Origin of the sequence: Thalassoroseus pseudoceratinae (assembly GCF_011634775.1) — a bacterium.
GTDB classification, from domain to species: domain Bacteria; phylum Planctomycetota; class Planctomycetia; order Planctomycetales; family Planctomycetaceae; genus Thalassoroseus; species Thalassoroseus pseudoceratinae.
Genome location: NZ_JAALXT010000002.1, coordinates 776,977 through 799,365, shown reverse-complemented (window position 1 = coordinate 799,365; position 22,389 = coordinate 776,977). Strand labels below are relative to the sequence as shown.

Here is a 22,389-nt window from a genome sequence, read left to right as displayed (position 1 = left end):
AAATGATGCATCATCGTCGCACCTTTCTGGCCGACATGGGTATGGGTTTCACAGGGTTGGCCCTGGGTGCCCTCTTACACCGTGAGGGAGTGGCCAAGGAACATCACTGGTCGCCACCGACCGGACAACCGCACTTCACTCCAAAGGCGAAGAGCGTCATTTGGTTGTTCATGAATGGCGGTGTCAGCCAGATGGAGAGTTTCGACCCGAAGCCGATGCTGAACAAGTACGGCGGAAAGACAATTGCCGAAACACCATTCGCCGATGCCCAGGATCCTGAAAAGTTGGCGTTGGAACGTTTGGTCGTTCCCGATGGTAATGGAAATCAACGCAACACCCTTTATCCGCTTCAGACGGGCTATCGAAAACACGGGGAAAGTGGAATCGAAATCAGCGATTGGTTTCCACACCTCGCCAAACAGGCGGACAAGCTGGCCGTCGTGCGTTCGATGTGGACGACCGACAGCAACCACGGAGCACAAACCCAATTCCACTCCGGGCGGCATCGCAATGAAGGAGATTTTCCGACCCTGGGGGCCTGGGTGCATTACGGGTTGGGCTCGCTCAACGAGAATCTACCGCAGTTCATTTCCATCGGCAAACGTGAGTACTGGAACAAGCGGGATGGACATTATCTGGGACCATCACACGACGCCGTTCCATTGAGAATTGATCCAAAGAACCCGCTGAATTACAGCCGTCCCGCTCGGGCGTTTCATCCAGACGAACGAGCAATCGGTGAGAATCTCATTGGGCAGCTAAATACAATTCGGGGCGTCGAGTACCCCGATGACCCCGCCCTCACCGCGAGAATCGCATCGTATGAACTTGCGTTTCGGATGCAGCAATCCGTCCCCGACGTTGTGAACTTCGCCCAAGAGACTGCCGAGACGCAGGAGTTGTACGGCATCAACCAGCCCCATTCAAAGCAATTCGGTATGCAGTTGCTCGCCGCCCGTCGCATGGTGGAACGTGGCGTGCGATTTATCCAGATTCAACATGGCGGCGGTGGAGCCGGAGCCTGGGACGCTCATCGCGGCTTGAAGGCTAATCACTCCAAGAACGCCAAGGCTGTCGATCAACCGATCGGTGGATTGCTCGCCGACTTGGATCGTCGAGGGCTTCTCGATGAAACTCTGGTCGTCTTCGCCTCCGAATTTGGTCGGACACCGGGATCGCAAAGTTCCGATGGTCGTGATCACCACATCTTTGGTTTCTCGGTTTGGATGGCAGGCGGTGGATTGAAACGCGGTGTTGTCCATGGTGCGACCGACGAGATTGGCTTCCACGCTGTAGAGAATCGCCATTATGTGACAGACATTCATGCCACGATTCTGAAACAACTCGGTCTCGATTCCCGCCGACTCGAAATCCCCGGTCGCAAACGGCTAGATATCGATCATGGCCACCCCATCGACGAGATTATCGCATAGAACGAATTGTGTCCTTCGCTGAACAACATCGGCGCAATGAAAAAGCCTCGTGTTCCATTCGAACACGAGGCTTTCTTTTTTGTCGACTCGAAATCACGCCGCTTTGGTGCGGTTTCCTCGGTTCATCAGCCAAAGGAGAGCCGGGCTGGCAACGTAGATGGAACTGTAGGTTCCGACGATCACGCCCAACACCAAACAGAATGCGAAGCCATGAATCCCCTCGCCACCGAACCAGTAGAGAATCGCAACCACAATCCAAGTGGTGAGCGATGTCAGCAACGTTCGTGAGAGCGTTTGGTTGAGGCTGGTATTAATCATTTGCTCCGTGAGAGCGGGGTTCTTTCCACGGACTTCCCGGATTCGGTCAAACACCACGATCGTATCGTTGAGCGAGTAACCGACAATCGTCATGAATGCGGCAATCATCGGCAAATTGATTTTGAAGTCTTCCAGCTTCAGGACGGTAATGCCCAGTTGAGACGCACCGTAGGAAACCAACGCCACACCGCCGAGCACGACAAGCACGTCGTGCACCAATGCCAACACAGCGGCCAAACCGAAGGTAATCCGTTGGAAGCGGAACCAAATGTAAGCGACGATGGCAACCAAACTCACCAACATCGCCATCAAGGCCGATTGTTGCATTTCGTCCCCGACGGAACTGGAGAAGTTATTCACTTCTGCGAAGTCCGCCTCGGCAAATCCGCTGACCATGTTGCTCACGGCTTTATCGAGATTCTCACGCTCGACAACCGGAACGACCTGGATCGTCGCGGATGCGTACACCGTTTCGGTCTGAGCAGAGCCGTCTTCGCCTTCTTGAACTTCGGAAGACTCTTCCAAATCGACAATTTTGAAGAGTGACTCCGGTCGTTCGTAAACGGGTTCCGTCTTATCCGAATCGGGAATTGGTTGGCTGAGTTCCCCTAATGCGTTCTCGAACGCCTGACGGATTCGGCTTTCCGCGATTGGTGGGTTGAACGTGACCGGCACGCGATGACCGCGGAAACTATCGGTTGCTTCTTCTTCCGCGTCCTCTTTTCCGGCTTGGATTTCGCCGACGGTCGCAGCAACGGTTTGCAGCTGATAATTCTGTTCTTTCAGAATTGACCGAACTTCATCTTCCACCACCTCGGTATCCGGCTTCTTGGAGCGAACACGGAACATCCGCCCTTTCTCGGAACCGGTATCTTCCCCGATGTCGCTGAGTTTCTCGACGGTGATGGTCTCGTCTTCGAAACCAGCCTGCAATGCGGCTTTGACATCACTGAACTCTTGAGGCTCGGTCAGTTCAAACGTCAGCATCGTGCCGCCGCTGAAGTCGATGTCCAGATTGTCCGATCCCCGCATGAAGAGCGTGCTCATACCAGCGACAATCAACACGATCGAGACAACAAACGCAATGCGGCGTTTGCCGATGAAATCCAAATGCGGTGGTGTGAGGAACGACTTGCCGATCGGCTCTTTGATCCAACGTTTGCGTTCACACAGATCGAAGACCAAACGTCCGAAGTAGAGTGCGGTGAACATCGACATGATGATCCCGATGAACAAAGTCACGGCAAATCCCCGGACTTGGTCGGTACCAATCATGTAGAGCACGACGGCGACGATTAAGGTCGTCATGTTGGCATCGACAATCGCGGTAAAGGCTCGGCCAAAACCGTTTTGAATCGCCATACGTGGGCTGGAACCGCGTGTTCGTTCCTCTCGCATCCGCTCAAAGATCAGCACGTTTGCATCCACTGCCATCCCGATCGTCAACACGATCCCCGCCAAACCTGGCAGTGTGAATGTGGCGTCGATCATGGCCATCGTACCGATGACCAGAAGAATGTTGAGCAGCAAGCAGGTGTTGGCCACCACACCGGCAAAACGGTAATAAAGAAGCATGAAGACGAAGACGGCGGCACCGGCAATTCCGATGGCCATAATTCCTTTTCGTCGCACTTCTTCACCAAGCAGCGGGCTAACGGTTTGCTCGCTGATGGGGTCTTTCAGGATTGGCACTGCCAGAGCACCAGCGTTCAGGACATTCACCAACTCGTCGACTTCTTCGCGAGTGAACCGACCGGTGATCTGCCCTTGTGAGGAAATCACACTGTTGATGCTCGGTGCCGAATGAATCAAACCATCCAACAGAATCGACAAACGGTATTTCCGCTGCTCGCCACCTTGGTGGTTCGCGGTCAAGCGGGAGAAGCGGGTCGCCCCTTGCGGATAGAACTGAAAACTCACAGCCAATCGACCGTTCTCGTCAGTGGTCGGCGAAGCATTCCGAAGGTATTCCCCCGTGACGCGATCATTTTTTCTCTCGAAGATCACCAACGCACGGCCTTGAGAATCACTGTAGACCGGATACTGATCGGAGTTGTCGTCAAAGGAAACAGGCTTCGGTCGGCCATCTTTGCCGACACCGACAGAACGCCAACTGGCTCGCAGTTCGCCTTCGATGTAAAGATCGTCGGTTCCTTGCTCGGTGATCTGCTCGTAAAACTTTTCATGCTCGGGATTGAATGACGTTCCCAAGATCGCGAATTCGAGACTGCCCAAACGGGTCATCTCAGCCTTTTTGCGTTCAATTGTCTCGCGGTCCGCTTTCGGAATGATGACCTCAATCCGGTCGGATCCCACGCGGCGAACGGTAATTTCTTCAACACCAGAGGGATTCAAACGCCGGGAAACCGCCCCGACCATTTGATCCATCACATCACCGGAGATGCGTTCTTCGATTTGCCCTCTTGTGACAGCTGCTTCATCACCGGCTTGATCCAACTCTTCTTGAATCTTCTCTTGAAGTGCGACTCGGTCGACTTGGTAGATCAAGTTGGTTCCACCGGCGAGGTCGATCCCGAAATCCAATGCGGAGAGCATGGTATGGGGTTCGGGTTTTTCCGGTTTGCCGGGACGAGCGATGTCGAGAATTGTCAGGCTCTCAAAGTCGCCAATGTGTTCGAGCAAGCCTTCGTCTGTGATGCTCGTGTCAGCGATTGAAAGTTCCCGCAACTTGGGATGCTTGGCCAATTCGGGCAAGGCGGCATCAGTGACTTGTGTTCCATCCAGGTTCAAGACCTGAAGATTCTTCAAGCCTGCTAGCGACTTCAGCCCCTCGTCGGTGATGGCGGTTTGGGACAGGTCGATATCGGTCAGCATGCTGGTATCGCCGATCTGCGTAATCGGTTCGAGAGCGGCATCATCGGCTCCCGCGGGGAAACGCACCATGGTGATGCGGCGACGCTCATCCCGATTGATTTTAACTTCGGCTCCCAGATCTCGCAAAGCCGGAATCGGGCTGGGCTTGCCACAACCACTACTACCGCCGAAGAGCCCGATCAGCACAATGACCAAACCACAATACCGAAGTCGGGTCGCTGCGGACTGACGAGTCCGAACCGTCCGTTCTGACATGGAAATTTCCTTTGGGTCGTCCACGACCGAAAAACAAGTTGATTCAAACAAGGCCGTTTGCGGCTGATCACTCGCCACATCCGAGTGCGAAGAAGACGCCTCCACCGTCATCCCTCGGTGCCCGATGGCGTGTCCGACTCAGCCGGAGCACCTTCCGGAGACGTTTCCTCCAACGGTTCGCCCGATCGGTCGGCTTCACTGGTCATCACGCGAAGGTTTTCACGCCGTTTTTCCAGCTCGGCGACAGTTTCCTCCGAAATGTCGAACCGTTCTTGATTCGCTTCCCATTCGGCGAGTTTGGCTTCGTAGTTGGTGTCGGCATAGGAACCGGCAATCAGCTGATACAAGAAAGGCATTGCGGCAACCGTGGTCGCCAGCAAAATCACGCTCATCTTGAAGCCCCATTCGCGGACTTTCAGCCCTCGGGCCAGCAGGTTGCCGACAATAAACGGCAAAACGAACACCAAAACGGTGATCGTCAGCTTCAACCAACCGGGCACGACACCGGCTTCCAAATCCGCCTGGGTGACTGCAAACGTCAACGGGTTCGACATCTATTCCGTCCCTGTATCGTTCAATAATTGGAGATCATGCAATAACTGGAGATCATGGGAACACCGCAACTCGCGGCCTTCGTCGCTACACTCCGCAGACTTGTTACTTTGACTCGGTATCCGATTTCTTGTCGGAATCGGTCGCCGAGCCCGCTGCATAAATGCTGCCGAGCTTCATTCGCAACCGCGTGTTTTCGTCGACTTTCACAGTGGCTTCGTCGCGTTCGGTGTGAACTTGCACAATGGTTCCCAAAATGCCGCCCGCTGTGACGATCGAATCGTTCTTCTTCAACGACGATTTCAACTGCTCGACCCGTTTTTGTTCTTTTTTCTGTGGGCTGAACATGAATTGAAAGAGAATCATGATCGCCAAGAACGGGAACATCCACATCAGCAGATTCGGAGGTTCTGGCGCATTAGGTTTGTTGGCTGCCTCCTCGGCGAGGAGCAAAAACGTCGAAAACCAAGCCAAATTGAACATGAAATTCTTTCGGATTCGTTACCGAATTTGAGGATGTATCGTTGACAATTCGCCAGCGGACCGGGAATCTTAACGGAAAATCCCCAGCTTGGCACGCGACTTCGCCTATTTTTCAGCGCGGATTTTAGACGGACTCATTCGGGGCGGCAAGGTATCGGGTGCGAAACTCCGCCGCAGAACCAGATTCAATGGCCGATCGAAGGTCTCGAAGCAAGGTTTGATAGTAAGCGATGTTGTGCAACGATAGCAGAATCGGCCCCAACATTTCGCCCGCGACGAATAGGTGACGCAGGTAAGCCCTGCTGAACGTGCGACACGTCAAACACGCGCAATTCGGGTCCAATGGAGCATCATCGCGTTGATGGCTAAGGTTCCGCATCCGCACACGGCCGACCGATGTAAACGCCGTCGCGTTGCGTCCGTTGCGAGTCGGCATGACGCAATCGAACAGGTCAATGCCACGCAGAACACCTTCGATTAAGTCAAGCGGCCGACCGACCCCCATCAGATATCGCGGTCGATCCGTGGGCAGATGCGGCGTGGTGAAATCCAGAGTACGGTACATATCGACCGGATCTTCGCCAACGCTCAGCCCACCAACCGCGTAACCCGGGAAGTCGAGTTCCAGCAATTCACACGCTGACTTTTCCCGCAGCTTTGGATCGATCCCGCCCTGCACGATTCCAAACAACGCTTGATCATCGCGTCTTTGAGCATCCCGACACCGCCGAGCCCATGCAGTTGTGCGACGGACAGCGATTTCCAAACGTTCCGTTTGTGCAGCTTCAGATTTGGGTTGCGACTCGATTGGCGGACATTCATCCAGGCACATGATGCAGTCCGCACCGAGTTGCTCTTGAATGTGGACGGCCTTCTCCGGCGTGAGCTCGAACGGCGAACCGTCGATGTGAGACCGGAACACCACGCGTTCATCGTTGAGGTCCGACAATTGAGCCAAGCTGAAAACTTGAAACCCACCGCTGTCCGTCAGAATTGGCCCATCCCATTGCATGAACTGATGCAGTCCACCCATATCGGCTACAACATCCGCACCGGGACGAAGCGCTAAATGGTAGGTGTTCGCCAGCACCATCTGCACGCGGGCATCCCGCAATTGATCCGGCGTGATGCCTTTCACGCTCGCCAACGTACCCACCGGCATAAATGCTGGCGTTTTTACGGAACCGTGCGGCGTTCGCCAAATTCCGGCTCTCGCACCGGTTGGGTCTGTCTGTTCCAATTCAAAGGCAAAATGACTCATGCGGAGCATCATAGGCAATGGAATGCAACGATGCGATACTGCCTGAGTCGACGGTTCTTACCTTATTCGGACTTTTCAGGTTGCGGAAGAGATTGAATCCACTCGGTCAGCAGTTTGACTGCTTGCTCGTCCTGATGAAACGTCGCCAATTGCGGCATTTGGCCGGGACCGCGAATTTTCATGCGGTGCAGCAAGACCGATCGTTCCGGTTCACCGGGAGCGACCAGTCGGGGCTCGGGCAGATCGAACTTGTGATGCATCGGCTTTACATCGACGATGTTCATTTTCTCCAATGGCGTACCAAAACTTAGTTCGATTTGTGAATTTCCTCCCCCAGCTCGGACATGACATTGCGCACAGTTCGCATGCAGGTACGATTTCACCCGCCGAGTGAGATCCGCGGATTTATCATGGGGATCGACAAGCGACTGGAACTTTGGCTTCTTGACAGGCTTGTTCACGAGACCGAGCTGCTCAAGCACGGTTAGCTGGTTTTCCTGAATGGAACCGTAATCATGCGACTTATCCATCTGCCCCGTCGACAACCCCAACGTGAAGCCGGCGGCACGGCTATGACAAACCATGCATTCCGTGCGACTCGGGAAATGCCATTTCTGCTCGCGGATTCCGTCGGTCGTTTTCACTGAGAAGACGTCATCGGCTCCTGCATCCGAAACAAGCATGGCATCCGTTTGTTCGTCGTTCCAGCGGTAGGAATACCCGGCCCATTCGCCCTGTTGCTTCGTGAGGAACCGTGTTTCGATCCACTTCCGACTCGCGGGATTTCCTTTTTCCGACTCCAACGCGAACGATTTGACGATCACTGTCTCTTCAGGAAAATCCCAACCTTTGTAGTTAGCGAGTTTAATTTTCGATGCCGATTTTTCATCACTCGCCGGAATGACAATCCAGCGGGCTTTGAACGCTCCGTCCGACCACAACGGTGCGTTGACGGAATACGGTATCGCCCCCGGCAACAAACGATGTTCCTTCACCGATGCGAACAATCCACTCTCGGAGAGCTTCCGCGGGAATTGGGATGGTGCTGACTGCATTGGCGTTCGCTTGAGCCGATAGAATCCGCCATCCGGCTGGTGATCGCAAATCAGCAATTCCCCATCGGGATCAATTCCGAACCCGGTGATTTGCAAGCTTGTGTCTGCAATCTCGCGATGCCACTTCACCTGCCCATCTGCATCCACGCGAGCCGCCCAGACACGTCCGGTCGAGTAATCTCCGTAGGTATAAACGCCGTCGAGTTCCGGGAACTGCCGGCTCCACAAGACCTCTCCCCCGGTGAGCGACCGGGCAACGGTGTGGTGATGCTCAAAGATCGGCTTCACATGCGGTGTCGGCCCGAGTTCACGATTGAGATAGAACGGATGGCTCCCTTCGTAGACGCTCCAACCGTAGTTGTCGCCAGGATTGACGAGATAAACCTGTTCCCAAAGATCCTGCCCGTTTTGAGCCACCCAAACGTGCCCCAACTTCGAATCCACCGCAATTCGCCAAGGATTCCGCAAACCATACGCCCACGTCTCCGGGGCGACTCCCGGTTGGCCGACGAACGGATTGTCCTTCGGCACCGAGTACATTTTCCCGTTCGCGGGGTGATCGACATCAATCCGCAACACCTTCGCCAGTAGCAAGTCCATCCGTTGACCGACGAGGTCTCCATCAGAATCGCTCGTGCCGTCGCCGCTGGTGACAAACAACATGCCATCCGTCCCGAACGCCACCGCCGCTCCGTTGTGACCATTGGATTTCCAAGAAATGATCTCCACCGCCGACTCGGCATCCAGCTTGTAAGGCGATTCAGTCTGCATCGTGTACCGGGTGATGCACGTGTACTTCTCGTCGTCATCCTTCTTGCGATTGTGTCCAACGTAGAGATAGCCGTTCTTGCGGAACTCCGGGTGGAAAGCCACGTCGTAAGCCAGACTTTCCAAGTCGACCAAGACTTCCGTTTCCGTGCTCTCACTCGGATCGGCCAATGTCCGGCATAACCGTGATTTTTGTGTGTTCTCTGGTTGATCGAGATAAACCAACCGTCGTGTTCCCGGTTGCGTTGTCACGAAAACAGGACGGACGACTTTCCAGCCTGGATAAGCTCGCTCGACGGTGAACGGGAGCGGCGGTTCCGGTGATCCCTGGACCGTCGAAGTCGTCACCGGTTGGTATTCATCCACCGAAAACGCAAACACGTCCGGCACTTCCGCGAATGCCTGTCGGGAACTGATCAACACAAGAATGATGACGATGAAACCGACGAATCGACGCCGACAGAGTGTGGAATTCATCAAGGGAGATTTCCCTCAGATTGAAGTGGGCGATTGAGCGAATTATCAGCGAACGTTGATTGGTTCAGACATTCTGCCCATCTCGCGTGGGAAGTGCAACGATCGAAATGCACGCGGTACGTCACTTAGGGCGGATTTCGAGCACACTCAGGATTGGCCGATGATCCGAAGCCACCGCCTCATCCAATACACGCGTCTCAACGACGGTCCAACGATCCACCGGGCGAAACAAGACAAAGTCGATCTGCCGCGTTGGTCGTTTGACCGGGATTGTCGGCAACGCTTTGGAGTTCGTCCGCGTCCAGGCGACCACCAGTTGATCGAGAGTTGCACTCCCAATCACATCGTTCAAATCCCCCATCAACAACGCCGGCCCGTTGTCAGCAGTGAAACGCTGATTGATGAATTTCGCGGAAAGAGTTCGCTCTTGGTCATTGGCTCGATGATCAAAGTGCGTTGCCAAAATCAACAGTGACGTTGGCAGATCGGGAATCGTAATCTCACCGACCAATACTCCCCGTTGCTCACCGTCATTCACATTGGGGAGCAATTCGTTTTTGCGCTTCGTGATCGGGAATCGCGATAGAATCGCGTTGCCATAATGTCCACCTTGCAAGGGGATATTCGCTCCAAATGCGACGTTCATTTTCGTCAAGCGAGCAAGTTCTTTGGGTTGATGCACCCCATTCGACCGCTGCACTTTCTGATCGACTTCCTGCAGCGCCACAATGTCAGGGTCAACTGCGTTAATGACCTTGGCAATTCGTTCCACATCGAGTTTTCCGTCAACGCCCTCGGCATGATGGATGTTGTAACTGAGGACCCGCAAGCGAATCGGTTCTGCGGTTAAACCCTGTGATCCAAAAACGGCGAAAACCATCATCCAGGTCGAAAACTGAATCGCAATCTTTGTCATAACGGCTCGGCTTTAAGGTCGTGGGAAGGTTGAGAGAGTTGGTTGTCACATCGGCCCATGTTATCGTCAGCGGAACGAGTCGGCCAACCGGGCGGACAAGAATCGAAAGACGAACCAGCTATGACAAACGATAATCTCACGACCGAGCGGCCCACTTTCGTGACCCATCTGGAATGTGGCATGCAGGGCGATCGTTACGAAGCGGACCAAGTGCACGGCCTATCACGAGCTGGAAAACCGCTGATTGTTAAATATGACCTGTCTACACTCAGTCAGAAAATTAGCCAACAGGAACTCGCAACTCGCCCCGCGGACATGTGGCGGTACCGAGAATTTCTACCAGTGCGGCGGCGGGAGAACATCGTCAGCCTTGGCGAATGTCAAACGCCTTTGATTCCGATTCCCAGACTGCAAGCCGGCAGCGGCGACTTGCTGGTCAAAGACGAGGGCCGTCTGCCAACGGGGTCGTTCAAAGCGCGCGGACTGTGCATGGCCATCTCGATGGCCAAGGAACTTGGCATCACAAAAATCGCGATGCCAACCAATGGCAATGCCGGAGCCGCATTGGCAGCCTACGCAACCCGAGCAGGCATCGAAAGCTACGTTTTCTGCCCCGCAGACACTCCGGAAATCAACGTCCGCGAAATCGCTGCTCAGGGCGCCAAAGTTTGGCGGGTCAATGGACTGATCAACGACTGTGGACGAATCGTGCGTAAAGGCAAAGAATCGATGGGCTGGTTCGATCTCTCCACACTCAAAGAGCCGTACCGCATCGAAGGTAAAAAGACAATGGGCCTCGAATTAGCCGACCAACTCGGCTGGAACGTTCCCGATGTCATCTTCTATCCCACCGGCGGGGGGACGGGATTGATCGGAATGTGGAAGGCATTCAACGAACTCAAAGAAATCGGCTGGCTGACCGGAAAACTGCCCCGAATGGTCGCGGTGCAAGCCACCGGATGCGCTCCAATGGTCAAAGCCTATGAGGAAGGCCGAGACTCTGCAGAACTTTGGCAGAATGCCCATACGGTCGCAGCAGGAATTCGTGTGCCGGTGGCCGTTGGCGACTTTCTGATTCTGCAAGCGGTTCGTGAAAGCAATGGGTTCGCCATTGCCGTCAATGACGATGCAATTCTCGCAGCCCGTGATGAAGTCTCCGAACGCGAAGGGTTCCTAATGTGCCCGGAGGGGGCGGCTACATACGCCGCCTATAAACAGTCCATTCAAGACGGTCGGGTTCGTGCTGACGAATCAGCCGTGTTGTTCAACTGTGCCACGGGACTGAAATACGAACTCCCCCCCATGACGAACACATTGGATTGCACAAAACCGATTGACTATACGCATCTAGCAACCGCGAACGATTCCTAGATGCGACTTCCTTCGATTATCAAAGATCGACGCAACTAGGACCGAGTAGAAAACGAAGATCAAAACGACACAAACCCAATCATAGCAGATGCAACCAAGCGTTTCGCAGGATGTATATAGACTAGGCACGAACATTCGCCATTCTATCGTGAGGACTTTGATGGTCACGATTCGTCCTGAGACTGAACGAGACTACGCAGGAATCCGGAACGTCAATCGCATCGCATTCGACAATGCCGCCGAAGCAAATCTCATCGACGCACTTCGAGACGGCGGCTTCAAAGAAGTCTCATTGGTCGCAGATCTCGCTTCGGAAGTCATCGGTCACATCTTCTTTAGCCGCGTGAAAATCGTGACGGAATCGCCAACGCTAACGGCAGTCTCACTCGCACCAATGGCGGTCCATCCGAATCATCAGCGACAGGGCATCGGCAGTCTGCTGGTGGATGCAGGACTCAAGTCATGCAGAGACCGAGGATTTGATTTCGCAATCGTTCTTGGCCATCCAAATTCCTACCAACAGTTCGAGTTCTCTGCAGAACTAGCAACGCATCTCGCATCCCCCTTTGACGGTGGCGATGAATGGATGGCTCACGAACTGATTGCGGGTTCCCTTTCCAGTATTCTTGGGGAGGTCATATACCCTCCGCCTTCTGACGAGCTTGAATAACGATACAATCTATCAAATCGCCGCTTAAAAACTCATCAGCAACTATCAGAGCACATACCAAACGTGTGCGGTAAGTCTTGCAAACTTGCTTTTTCTCTCAGACGAGGTTCCCGAATGCGTTTCACCGGACAATTGGGATTATTTTTCCTGTCGCTATCAGTCTCGATCAATGCCGAGGAATTTACGACGCACTCATTTGATCGTCAGCAGTTGACGAAAGAGTACTTCTCGGAAGGTGCTAACGCAGCAGATGTCAATGGGGATAGCGTACCAGATGTCGTTTATGGACCCTATTGGTTCGCCGGACCGGAATTCAAGACCAAGCACGAGATTTATGAACCGAAACCCCAAGATCGAAATGCGTATGCCGACAACTTCTTCAACTGGATATACGATTTCAATGGTGACGGTCGGAACGACGTGCTAGTTGTCGGCTTCCCAGGAACACCAGCCTATGTATATGAAAATCCTGGTCAAGACGGATTCGATTCCCATTGGCCACAACATGAGGTATTTGACTGGGTTTCGAATGAGTCGCCTCAGTTCACGAATCTCGTCGGTGACGAACGACCGGAACTGGTCTGCACACGTGATGGTTTTTTCGGTTTCTTAACGATTGACTGGGATCGTCCCTTTAAGACTTGGACGTTTCACCCAATTTCCGAGCAGATGACAGCCAAGCGGTTCGGGCACGGCCTAGGCATTGGTGATGTCAATGGCGACGGCCGGCGAGACATTTTGCATTCCAAAGGTTGGTTCGAACAGCCCCTCACACATCAATTGACGTCCCGCTGGATTCCGCACGAGGTCTCCTTCAGCGAGGGCTACGGTGGTGCGGAGATGTATGCCTATGATGTGGACGGGGACGGAGACAACGATGTGATCACTGGGCATCGAGCGCACGAATTCGGGCTTGGTTGGTACGAACAAGTCTCGACAGACAACAACTCTACTGAACCGAGCTTTAAACATCATCTCATCATGGGACAACATCCGTCCGAGAACAAATACGGCATCGTGTTCAGTGAACTTCATTCGATCGCACTGGCCGACATGGACGGCGACGGACTTAAAGACATTGTCACGGGAAAAACCTATTGGTCGCACCACAAGCAAAGTCCACAGTGGGACGCCGGCGCGGTGGTGTACTGGTTCAAATTAGTTCGAAACAAGGACGGTGTTGACTGGGTCCCCTACCTCGCCGACGACCAATCCGGGATTGGGCGGCAAATTTCGATCGTCGATGTCAACCAAGACAAACAGCCTGACATTGTCGTGGGTGGAATGCTCGGTGCCAACGTACTGAGACAGGAAACGCAATCAGTCAGTCAAGACGAATTCGCCGCCGCCCAGCCAAAGATCTATACCGGTCCGAAGTTGACCAAAGTCAGCCATGGTAAAACTCTGCGAGGACCTAGCTCTAAGATCGATCCAAGAACGAGTCTCGTAGCAGACGCGATCGAAGGTGAGACACTCACGGCACAGCCAACTCGAGGAAATGCAAGACCACAGGCAATGTCTTCCTTTCCCGATGATCAATGGAGCAACAATTCTCACCTCTGGTGGACTGGCGCCCAACCCGGTGAAAAACTTTCTGTGGACCTCCCAGAGTTCACGGGAACCGTTGAGATCGAAGTTGTGTTAACATGTGCCCGCGACTATGGCATTGTCCAACTATCAATCGATGATAAACTCCTTGGCCCGCCCATCGATCTCTATAACCCCGAGGTCATCACAACGGGTGTGCTCTCATTTCCGAAAACTAGCGTCGAAGGCAAACGCCATCGATTCAATGTCCAGTTACTAGGGGCCAACCCGAAGGCTGCCAAAGCCTATATGTTTGGGATTGACTATCTACGAATCAAAAAATCGGATGACAGTTATGTTGTTGGCAAGCGAGTCGATGCTAGTCCAACAAACGCGGCAACCGGCATAAAACCAAAGTCCGCTGATGGCCGGGAACTCAATCTCGACTTTGAAACGGGCACGCTGGCCGATTGGACAGCTGATGGCAATGCGTGGGAAGGTCAACCCATCAAAGGTGACACCGTCTTCGCCCGTCGATCGGACATGAGGAGTCGCCATCAAGGCGACTACTGGATTGGCGGCTTTGAGAAGTTTGGAGACGAACGCGTTGGTACGTTGACTTCCACGCCATTTCTCGTCACCGATCGATATGCCACCTTCTTAATGAGTGGTGGTGATGGCGAGGACACACGTGTGGAACTCGTTCGGAAAGATACGGGGAAATCGTTCTATAAAGTCGTTGGGCAGAACAACGAGTCGCTACGACAAATCACTGTCGACCTGCGTCCTCACATGGGGCAGGAGATTATGATCCGGCTGGTCGACAATCACCGCGGTGGGTGGGGCCATGTGAACTTCGATCACTTTCGACTCCACAACCAACGCCCTGCTGACATCACACCGGTCTCTATTGTTCTTTCGCCCGATGAGTACCCCTATGCTGGGTTGTCCGCTGTGGAAGCTGCCGCCGCCATGAAACTCCCTGACGGGTTTTCCGTCGCCGTTGGCGCCGCCGAGCCTGACGTTCAACAACCGATTGCCATGGCCATTGACGATCGCGGACGGGTCTGGATCGCGGAAGCATACGAATACCCGATCCGGGCAAAAGGCGACCTGGGGCGTGATCGAATTCTGATTTTCGAAGACACTGACGGAGACGGCTCGCTCGACCGACGCAAAGTCTTTATGGAAGGATTGAATCTCGTCAGTGGACTCGAAGTCGGATTTGGCGGTGTTTGGGTGGGGGCTGCGCCATATCTCATGTTCATCCCCGACCGCAATGGTGATGACATTCCAGACTCTAAGCCCGAAATTCTCCTAGACGGTTGGGGCTATCAAGATACACACGAGACGTTGAATGCGTTCATCTGGGGGCCTGATGGTTGGCTGTATGGTTGCCATGGTGTGTTTACGCACTCGCGTGTCGGCAAGCCGGGCACTCCCGATGATGAACGTACCCCGCTCAACTGTGCGGTCTGGCGTTATCACCCGCTGCGGCATGAGTTTGATGTTTTTGCCCATGGAACTAGTAATCCGTGGGGTGTCGACTTTAATGATCATGGGCAGGCATTCATCACGGCTTGTGTCATCCCTCATCTCTATCACATCATTCAGGGAGCCCGATACCAACGACAAGGCGGACACCATTTCAACCCGCATACATATAGCGACATCCCGACAATTGCCGACCACCTGCACTATCTAGGTGCGACCCCACATAGTGGGAACAGCAAGTCGGACGCAGCCGGTGGTGGGCATGCGCACGCGGGAGCAATGGTGTATCTCGGAGGACGTTGGCCGAAGCAGTATCGCAACCAGATCTTCATGAACAATATCCATGGTCAACGATTGAACATGGACATCTTAAAACCAAACGGATCCGGTTACATTGGTAGTCATGGTCCAGACTTTCTTCTGACCGGCGACAAGGCTTCGCAAATTCTCAATCTTCGCTATGGTCCAGATGGCAATGCCTGGATGATTGACTGGTACGACATGCAGGCGTGTCACCGACGTGAAGCAAACCTGCATGACCGAACAAACGGCCGGATCTATAAAATCTGTTACGGACCGTCCGAAACATCGAAGCCAGAACAACCGCTCGCATCAATGAGCAACTTGGAACTCGCCCAACTTGTACTCCAACAAAACGACTGGTACGTCCGACACTCACGACGGATTCTTCAAGAGCGGGCCGCCGTCGGAACGATTGACTCGAAAACGATGGTTTTTTTCGCGAACATCCTAGCAAATCATCAAGAAGACACACGGCGACTTCGGGCGGCATGGGCCTTGCATGTTATTGGTTCGCTGTCAGACGAACAATATGAGACGATGTTTCACGATCCAAGCCCGTACATCCGCGGATGGGCACTTCAGCTGGCATTGGAGAATATAGATCAAAGGAGTGACAAAACTTTCGCCGCAGTGCCAGAAAGTCTATTGGCAAGAATGATTGAACTCGCAAGCCAAGACGAATCTCAAGTGGTTCGACGATATCTCGCGTCGGCTGCACAGAAATTGCCACTCAATCAACGATGGGATTTGCTTGCTGCTCTGATGAGTCACGCTGAAGACGCGGACGACCACAATCTTGGCTTGATGTATTGGTACGCGGCCGAGCCATTGGCAGATGAAGATACCGAACGCGCGCTAGCATTAGCGATTTCCGCGGGAGAGAACATCCCGCGAGTCCGCGAGTTTATGCTGCGACGAATTGGAAGCTCTGGAGCCGACTCAGCATTGGCTGCCCTTGTTCGTGGTTTAGAAAACGCAGCTACGAGCGATTTACAACTTACGTACCTTCAAGCCATTCGGTCGGCACTCATCGGTCAACGTCGAGCCAAAGCTCCTCGTGACTGGCAGCAGGTCTCCAAGCGTTTATTGACAAGTAACAACGAAGACGTCCGACTACAAACAACCGCGTTGGGAGTCACTTTCGGTGATCCAGCAGCGTTCGCTGTGATGCGTTTAAGAATCGAAGACGACACAGCGAATGTCGAAACCCGTCTTGTTGCTCTCAATTCACTCTTGGACGCCGGTGACCCAGGTTTTGTGCCATCCTTATGCCGGCTTTTATCCGCGTCCGACCCACTGAAGGATGCCGCAATTCAAGGTCTCGCTCAATACGAGGATCCAAAGATCGCAACCTCTCTGCTAGAAGCCTATCCGAATCTCAAACCGGATCAACGACGAAAGGCCTTAGGAACACTTTGCTCCCGCGTGACAACGGGAGTCGCGTTGCTAAGGGCAATCGAAGCGAAACAAATATCTGGAACCGACTTAACAGCCGATCTCGTACGACAGTTACAATTCTTTGAAGATCAGAAAATTGATTCTCTATTGAAGACCGTCTGGGGTACTGTCCGGGAGACCGCAGCCGACAAGTTAAAGCGGATCGCTAACATTAAAACACTGATCGCCTCGGAACAGGATCCGCCCGCCGACCAAGAACTTGGCCGTTCAGTCTTTGCGAAGACATGCATGAAATGTCATATCCTCTATGGCGTCGGTAACAAGATTGGCCCGGACCTGACTGGCTCGAATCGTGCGAACATTGACTATCTTTTGAGTAACATTGTAGACCCGAGTTCCGTTATGGCGAAGGAGTATCGCCCTACAGTCATTGCGACAACGGATGGACGAGTTGTGAACGGGCTGATCAAGAATGAAGATGCCAAGAGCATCACCCTTCAAACAGCAGATGCTGTGGTCATTATTCCGAAGAACGAAATCGAGGAGCGAGCCGAGAGTCAAAAGTCCATGATGCCGGATGGACAATTGAAGCAGCTCAAACCCCACGAGGTGCGTTCACTGATTGCCTATCTTCAAGGAAAGAAGCAAGTTCCCATGCTTGCGAACGCGGGGAACGCAACCTCAGTATTCAACGGTCGAGACTTAACTGGATGGAATGGTACTCAAGGTTTGTGGTCCGTTGAAAACGGTGAATTAGTGGGACGCACTGATGGGCTTAAGCAGAACGAATGGATTGTGAGCGATCTATCAGTCGAAGATTTCCGCCTGAGCTTGGAAGTACTACTCGTTGACAATGCGGGCAATAGTGGAATTCAGTTTCGCAGTCGGGCACATGACCATGAAGTGAGTGGTTATCAGGCAGATATCGGTGCGGGCTGGTGGGGGAAACTGTACGAAGAGCACGGTCGCGGACTCTTGTGGGACAAGTCCGGCGAACAACACGTCAAACCAGGCCAGTGGAATACATACGAAATCATCGCCAACGACCATCAAATCCAGACCCGAATCAATGGTCAAAAATGTGTCGATCTCAATGACCCGGACGGTGCCCACCGCGGAATTATCGCCTTTCAAATCCATAGTGGTGGAAAAACTGAAGTTCGCTTCCGTAACATCAACTTGGAGATTTTAGCCGAGGACTAGTGGGGTCGAACACTCACTTGAATCTTGTACAGATACAGGTTTGCAACACCCTCTGATCGGTTGCAAGGGCGGCGAATCGAGCGGTGTCGACGACGGTTGACACGTCATTGACACATGGGTCGCGATGCCCGTTGATCGTTCGCATCATCGTCAACGAGATATAACGATATGAACGCGGATGGTCCGGCGATTCGCGTTTTCTTTTCGTGATCCGACAAGTTTATCTCACGTCCCTGAAGATCAGTCCGCTCGATTTCCCCCTATCGAATTGCACTACAAAGACGACGACTCACCAACACTGCACAAAGACACACAAATACGGCGCCCGGCTCGCTCCCTCCGACCGTTTTTGGCCCAAAACTGTCTCCCCCAGGCGACACTGTCGAACCCGGTTGACCCTGCCTGACGAGTATCCTTGCAGACTCTAAAAGTATGAATTCGAGCCGAAGAATTATCGGTTTTCATAAGGCATTATTCAGCCGGAAGATAGGAATACAGCAAGCTCCCGGAGACCGGCATGTGAACGCTTCCGGCACACCCGTTGCCTAAATGGATTGCACGAACATCGGAACCACGATCAGCGCCGATTGTGGGGAGACTCAAAGTCGCCGGTGAGCCGAGCAGAGACTGTACTCGGCAGGATGTTCGCATCGGCATGTAGAACCTGAAAGTGCTCCATATGCGATTTCTTCCTAAGGTGTCATGTGCTTTGGCAGTCGCTGGTCTCTTGCTTGTCGCTGAAATTGCCAGCGCGGGACTAACAGGTGGCAGTCGAACGCGGCCGGGCAAAGGATTTCACAATCGCCCCAGCGCAAGCCGCAACTATCGGCCAACAAGTTGGTTCAACCGTTCATACTCCCAACCGCAGCGGCATTATTATGTGCCACAGTCAACAACACAGTATCGTATGCACACACCGGTTCAAACAGTGACTCCGCGGCAGATCGTTCCACAGAACGCCACGCCCCAGTCCCGAACGGTCATTGTGCCTCGACAAATTCGATAGTGTAAATTGCCAGTTCTTGCCTGGCAGCTATTCGCTCTCCAACCCTGTCGGTTGACGGGCAAAGTCGAACGCCAAGTTGTTGACTTCAGGAGACTGCTAGAGTTTTGGTCTCCGACCAGAGCACATGACGAATCTGCTTGGGATGTCCCGCCAATCCGGTGGGGCATCCCTTTTTTCGTATCGGAAGTCAGTCAACGTTTCCCTGTCGAACCGCGATTGCTGATCGACAGGTTCACCGAGATGTGAGATACTTGTTGGTCGGCAATGCTCGCAAGGTGTTGTCACGCATTGGGTCGATGGAAGGGATTAATGTGCCATATTCGCATCTACATAACGACCGCATCAACGATATCTACTTTCGTGCAGTTGCTGACTATACATACGACTGGGAGAGCTGGCATGACCCTCGAGGGAGTTTGATCTGGGTCAATCAAGCCGTCGAACGAATGACGGGGTATTCAGTTGCCGAGTGCATGGTGATGCCGAACTATCCCATTCCAATCGTTGAAGAGTCCGACCGTCGTGTTGTTCAGCAAGCGCTCGATCAGGCCGTTGCAGGCACATCACAGAACGACTTGGAATTCTGCATCCAGACCAAGTCTAATGAACAGAAGCAAATGGCTGTATCGTGGCAGCCCATGTATGATCGCGGTGGCTCCCATCTTGGATTCCGCACGAGCGTTCGTGATGTCACGGAACGGCATCGACTCAAAAGGGAACTCCGCCTCTATGCCGATCATCTAGAACAAATTGTCCAAGAACGAACATCGAAACTCTATCATTTGGAAGAACAACGCCGACAAATGGAGAAGCTCGCTGCACTCGGCCAACTTGCAGCCGGCATTGCGCATGAAGTGAACAATCCGCTGGCGGGAATTCGGAATGCGTTTGAATTAATCAAGTCGTCCTATTCACCAGACCACGAACACTACGATTTACTTGAGCTCATTGATGGAGAGATCGAGCGAATTCGCTCAATTACGCACCAGATGTACCAACTCTACCGCCGCGATCCGGCAAAGCCGACGGAATTTCCAATGGCTCGTGTCGTCAATGAGGTTGTGACGCTGCTCGAACGGGTCGCCCGCCAACAGCAAGTTGAATTGCGAGCGACGCCGACAGATTCTCAGTCCCCGGTCTTGCTACCAGAAGGCGAAGTCAAACAGATTCTATACAACCTTATTCGGAACGCGCTCCAAGCCTCTGCCCCTCAAAATTCGGTGGAGGTCGGTATTGCAGAATCCGAAAACACAGTCCATGTCATCGTGACAGATCGTGGAGACGGAATTTCTCCAGAGGTTCTTCCAAGGATTTTTGAACCATTCTTCAGTACTAAGACGGGGCAACCCAAAGGCGGGATGGGTTTAGGACTCTCTGTTTCGCGTAGTCTGATTGAAGCGATGGGTGGTTCGATTCAAGTCGATAGTCAACCCGGTGAAGGTAGTCAGTTCACGGCAGTCTTTCCGAAGCAAGTCGAATCAAACGGAGATCAAGTTCGATGAACGATCATCCTCCAGCAAGAATTCTCGTCGCCGATGACGAGCCTCTATACCTACGGACCACCGGTGATCTGCTTCGAAAATCCGGATTTGATTGTGTCTGCGTCTCCGATGCGCATGCAGCGATGGAGGCACTATCAAAGGAACCATTTGACCTAGTGCTTTCTGACCTGAATATGCCAGGAAATCTCAAACTTGAACTACTCCATCGTGGACGAGAGTTTTGGCCAGATGTTCCAATGATTGTAGTCACGGGGGTGCCTTCGTTGCCATCGGCAATTGAAAGTGTGCGACTGGGAATCGCCGACTATTTGCTCAAGCCCGTCAAATACGAAGACTTGCTTGCTAGTATTCGTCGTGTGTTGGCACATTCTATCGAGGAATCTGAGGCGGGTGCGTCCGCGCGATCTCGGCTTGAAGACGATGAGATCTTTGCGTTGTTCCCGGAAATTGTGAGTGGCAGCGAGCCCATGCGGCAGGTGCTGGAAGTCATTTCGCGTGTCGCTCACACTGACACCAACGTGCTCATCAGTGGTGAGAGCGGGACGGGGAAAGAAGTGGTTGCGAAAGCGATTCATCAACATAGCCGACGCAGTTCTCATCCGTTTCAAGTTGTTGACTGCACTGCGATTCCTGAATCGTTGTTCGAGTCTGTGATGTTTGGCCACGCGAAAGGTGCGTTTACAGGTGCGGTTCAAGACCAAGATGGTTTGCTGAAGCAATGTGACCAAGGTACTGCGTTCATCGACGAACTTGGTGAACTTCCTCTAGCATCTCAAGCAAAGTTACTACGGGCCGTTCAAGACCAAGCCTTCACGCCCGTTGGAAAGAGTCAGTTGGTTCGCGTCGATACCCGTTTTGTTTGCGCGACTAATCGTGATCTCGAAGTGGAGATTCAAGCTGAACGGTTTCGGCAGGATCTCTTTTATCGTCTGGCTGTCATTCACATTGACTTGCCACCGCTTCGTGAAAGAGGCAGCGATGCGATTCTTCTTGCGGAAAGCTTCTTGAGACAGTTCCAGCGTCCTAGTGAGCAGGTCGTTGGCCTTTCGGATGAAGTTGCCGAGTGCTTCCTGAAATATGAATGGCCAGGCAACATTCGCGAGCTAAGAAACGTCGTCGAGCGTGCCATGGCTTTGGCAAATTCAGATACGATTCAACTCACGGACTTGCCGAAACCCTTATTAGAGCGATCGGGAAAGCCACGTACGGTTGATTCCAGCTTTAGCGAGATATCGCGAGAAGAAGCTCTTGATGCTGCGGACTACAAGTACTTGAATGCCTTGCTCCAAAAGCATGGAGGAAACGTGTCCAAAGCGGCCCGGCAAGCTGGTCTATCCCGACAAGGAATGCACAAGCTGCTAGCCAAACATGCTATTGACGCTGCCGACTTCCGTGGGTAAACTGCGAGCCCGCTTTTCATCTCGTCAGACTATGACGAGCATACCACTGCACTCGCAGTATCCCTCCCGAACGACAACACCACAGTTCGCTAACCAACCTATTGTGACAACTGTGGAAGCCACTGTCGTCTACGTTTGACATTCTCCTACCGATCTCAAACT

At 53.1% G+C, this 22,389-nt stretch carries 12 protein-coding genes; 6 read left to right on the top strand and 6 right to left on the bottom strand.

Translation table 11 applies throughout. From position 1 onward, the window contains the following. Nucleotides 1-2: 2 nt before the first annotated feature. Nucleotides 3-1,433, top strand: coding sequence for a DUF1501 domain-containing protein (locus tag G6R38_RS08735; RefSeq protein ID WP_166822957.1), 1,431 nt, complete (start codon nucleotides 3-5; stop codon nucleotides 1,431-1,433). Between the two features lie 93 nt (nucleotides 1,434-1,526). Here G6R38_RS08735 and secD read toward each other — a convergent pair whose 3' ends face one another. From secD to G6R38_RS08705, 6 genes are all read right to left on the bottom strand, one after another. Continuing rightward, a complete protein-coding gene (secD, locus tag G6R38_RS08730; RefSeq protein ID WP_166822954.1) occupies nucleotides 1,527-4,841 on the bottom strand; it encodes a protein translocase subunit SecD in 3,315 nt (1,104 codons plus the stop codon). Between the two features lie 107 nt (nucleotides 4,842-4,948). Then, nucleotides 4,949-5,395, bottom strand: a complete 447-nt coding sequence (locus G6R38_RS08725; protein ID WP_166822951.1) for a hypothetical protein — start codon at nucleotides 5,393-5,395, stop codon at nucleotides 4,949-4,951. A 103-nt stretch (nucleotides 5,396-5,498) separates the two neighbouring features. Beyond that, nucleotides 5,499-5,876 carry a preprotein translocase subunit YajC gene (gene yajC, locus G6R38_RS08720; protein WP_166822948.1) on the bottom strand — a complete coding sequence of 126 codons (378 nt, stop codon included), beginning with the start codon at nucleotides 5,874-5,876 and terminating at the stop codon, nucleotides 5,499-5,501. 124 nt (nucleotides 5,877-6,000) lie between these two features. Next, complete coding sequence (tgt, locus tag G6R38_RS08715) at nucleotides 6,001-7,137, bottom strand: tRNA guanosine(34) transglycosylase Tgt (RefSeq protein ID WP_166822945.1); 1,137 nt, start codon at nucleotides 7,135-7,137, stop codon at nucleotides 6,001-6,003. Nucleotides 7,138-7,199: 62 nt separating this feature from the next. After that, the gene (locus tag G6R38_RS08710) at nucleotides 7,200-9,437 is read right to left on the bottom strand and encodes a PQQ-dependent sugar dehydrogenase (RefSeq protein WP_166822942.1); all 2,238 of its coding nucleotides are present in this window, start codon (nucleotides 9,435-9,437) and stop codon (nucleotides 7,200-7,202) included. 121 nt (nucleotides 9,438-9,558) lie between these two features. Continuing rightward, a complete protein-coding gene (locus tag G6R38_RS08705) occupies nucleotides 9,559-10,353 on the bottom strand; it encodes an endonuclease/exonuclease/phosphatase family protein (RefSeq protein ID WP_166822939.1) in 795 nt (264 codons plus the stop codon). A 120-nt stretch (nucleotides 10,354-10,473) separates the two neighbouring features. Here G6R38_RS08705 and G6R38_RS08700 point away from each other — a divergent pair, with 120 nt between their 5' ends. The 5 genes from G6R38_RS08700 (at nucleotide 10,474) to G6R38_RS08680 (ending at nucleotide 22,227) form a co-directional block, all read left to right on the top strand. Further along, nucleotides 10,474-11,724, top strand: coding sequence for a threonine synthase (locus tag G6R38_RS08700; protein WP_166822936.1), 1,251 nt, complete (start codon nucleotides 10,474-10,476; stop codon nucleotides 11,722-11,724). Nucleotides 11,725-11,884: 160 nt separating this feature from the next. Beyond that, on the top strand, nucleotides 11,885-12,394 hold the full coding sequence (locus G6R38_RS08695) for a GNAT family N-acetyltransferase (RefSeq protein WP_166822933.1): 510 nt from the start codon (nucleotides 11,885-11,887) through the stop codon (nucleotides 12,392-12,394). A gap of 114 nt (nucleotides 12,395-12,508) precedes the next feature. Further along, nucleotides 12,509-18,319 (top strand): PVC-type heme-binding CxxCH protein, encoded by a 5,811-nt coding sequence (locus G6R38_RS08690; protein WP_206028513.1) that lies wholly within the window; start codon nucleotides 12,509-12,511, stop codon nucleotides 18,317-18,319. Nucleotides 18,320-19,636: 1,317 nt separating this feature from the next. Next, nucleotides 19,637-20,827 (top strand): two-component system sensor histidine kinase NtrB, encoded by a 1,191-nt coding sequence (locus G6R38_RS08685; RefSeq protein ID WP_240928121.1) that lies wholly within the window; start codon nucleotides 19,637-19,639, stop codon nucleotides 20,825-20,827. Beyond that, nucleotides 20,824-22,227: a sigma-54-dependent transcriptional regulator gene (locus G6R38_RS08680; protein ID WP_166822930.1), complete on the top strand. Its 1,404-nt coding sequence runs from the start codon at nucleotides 20,824-20,826 to the stop codon at nucleotides 22,225-22,227. Before G6R38_RS08685 ends, G6R38_RS08680 begins: the two co-directional genes overlap by 4 nt. Nucleotides 22,228-22,389: the final 162 nt, after the last annotated feature.

Coding starts and splice junctions, on each gene's coding strand:
- G6R38_RS08735 (WP_166822957.1), top strand. CDS start 3: ATGATGCATCATCGTCGCACCTTTCTGGCCGACATGGGTATGGGTTTC.
- secD (WP_166822954.1), bottom strand. CDS start 4,841: ATGTCAGAACGGACGGTTCGGACTCGTCAGTCCGCAGCGACCCGACTT.
- G6R38_RS08725 (WP_166822951.1), bottom strand. CDS start 5,395: ATGTCGAACCCGTTGACGTTTGCAGTCACCCAGGCGGATTTGGAAGCC.
- yajC (WP_166822948.1), bottom strand. CDS start 5,876: ATGTTCAATTTGGCTTGGTTTTCGACGTTTTTGCTCCTCGCCGAGGAG.
- tgt (WP_166822945.1), bottom strand. CDS start 7,137: ATGAGTCATTTTGCCTTTGAATTGGAACAGACAGACCCAACCGGTGCG.
- G6R38_RS08710 (WP_166822942.1), bottom strand. CDS start 9,437: ATGAATTCCACACTCTGTCGGCGTCGATTCGTCGGTTTCATCGTCATC.
- G6R38_RS08705 (WP_166822939.1), bottom strand. CDS start 10,353: ATGACAAAGATTGCGATTCAGTTTTCGACCTGGATGATGGTTTTCGCC.
- G6R38_RS08700 (WP_166822936.1), top strand. CDS start 10,474: ATGACAAACGATAATCTCACGACCGAGCGGCCCACTTTCGTGACCCAT.
- G6R38_RS08695 (WP_166822933.1), top strand. CDS start 11,885: ATGGTCACGATTCGTCCTGAGACTGAACGAGACTACGCAGGAATCCGG.
- G6R38_RS08690 (WP_206028513.1), top strand. CDS start 12,509: ATGCGTTTCACCGGACAATTGGGATTATTTTTCCTGTCGCTATCAGTC.
- G6R38_RS08680 (WP_166822930.1), top strand. CDS start 20,824: ATGAACGATCATCCTCCAGCAAGAATTCTCGTCGCCGATGACGAGCCT.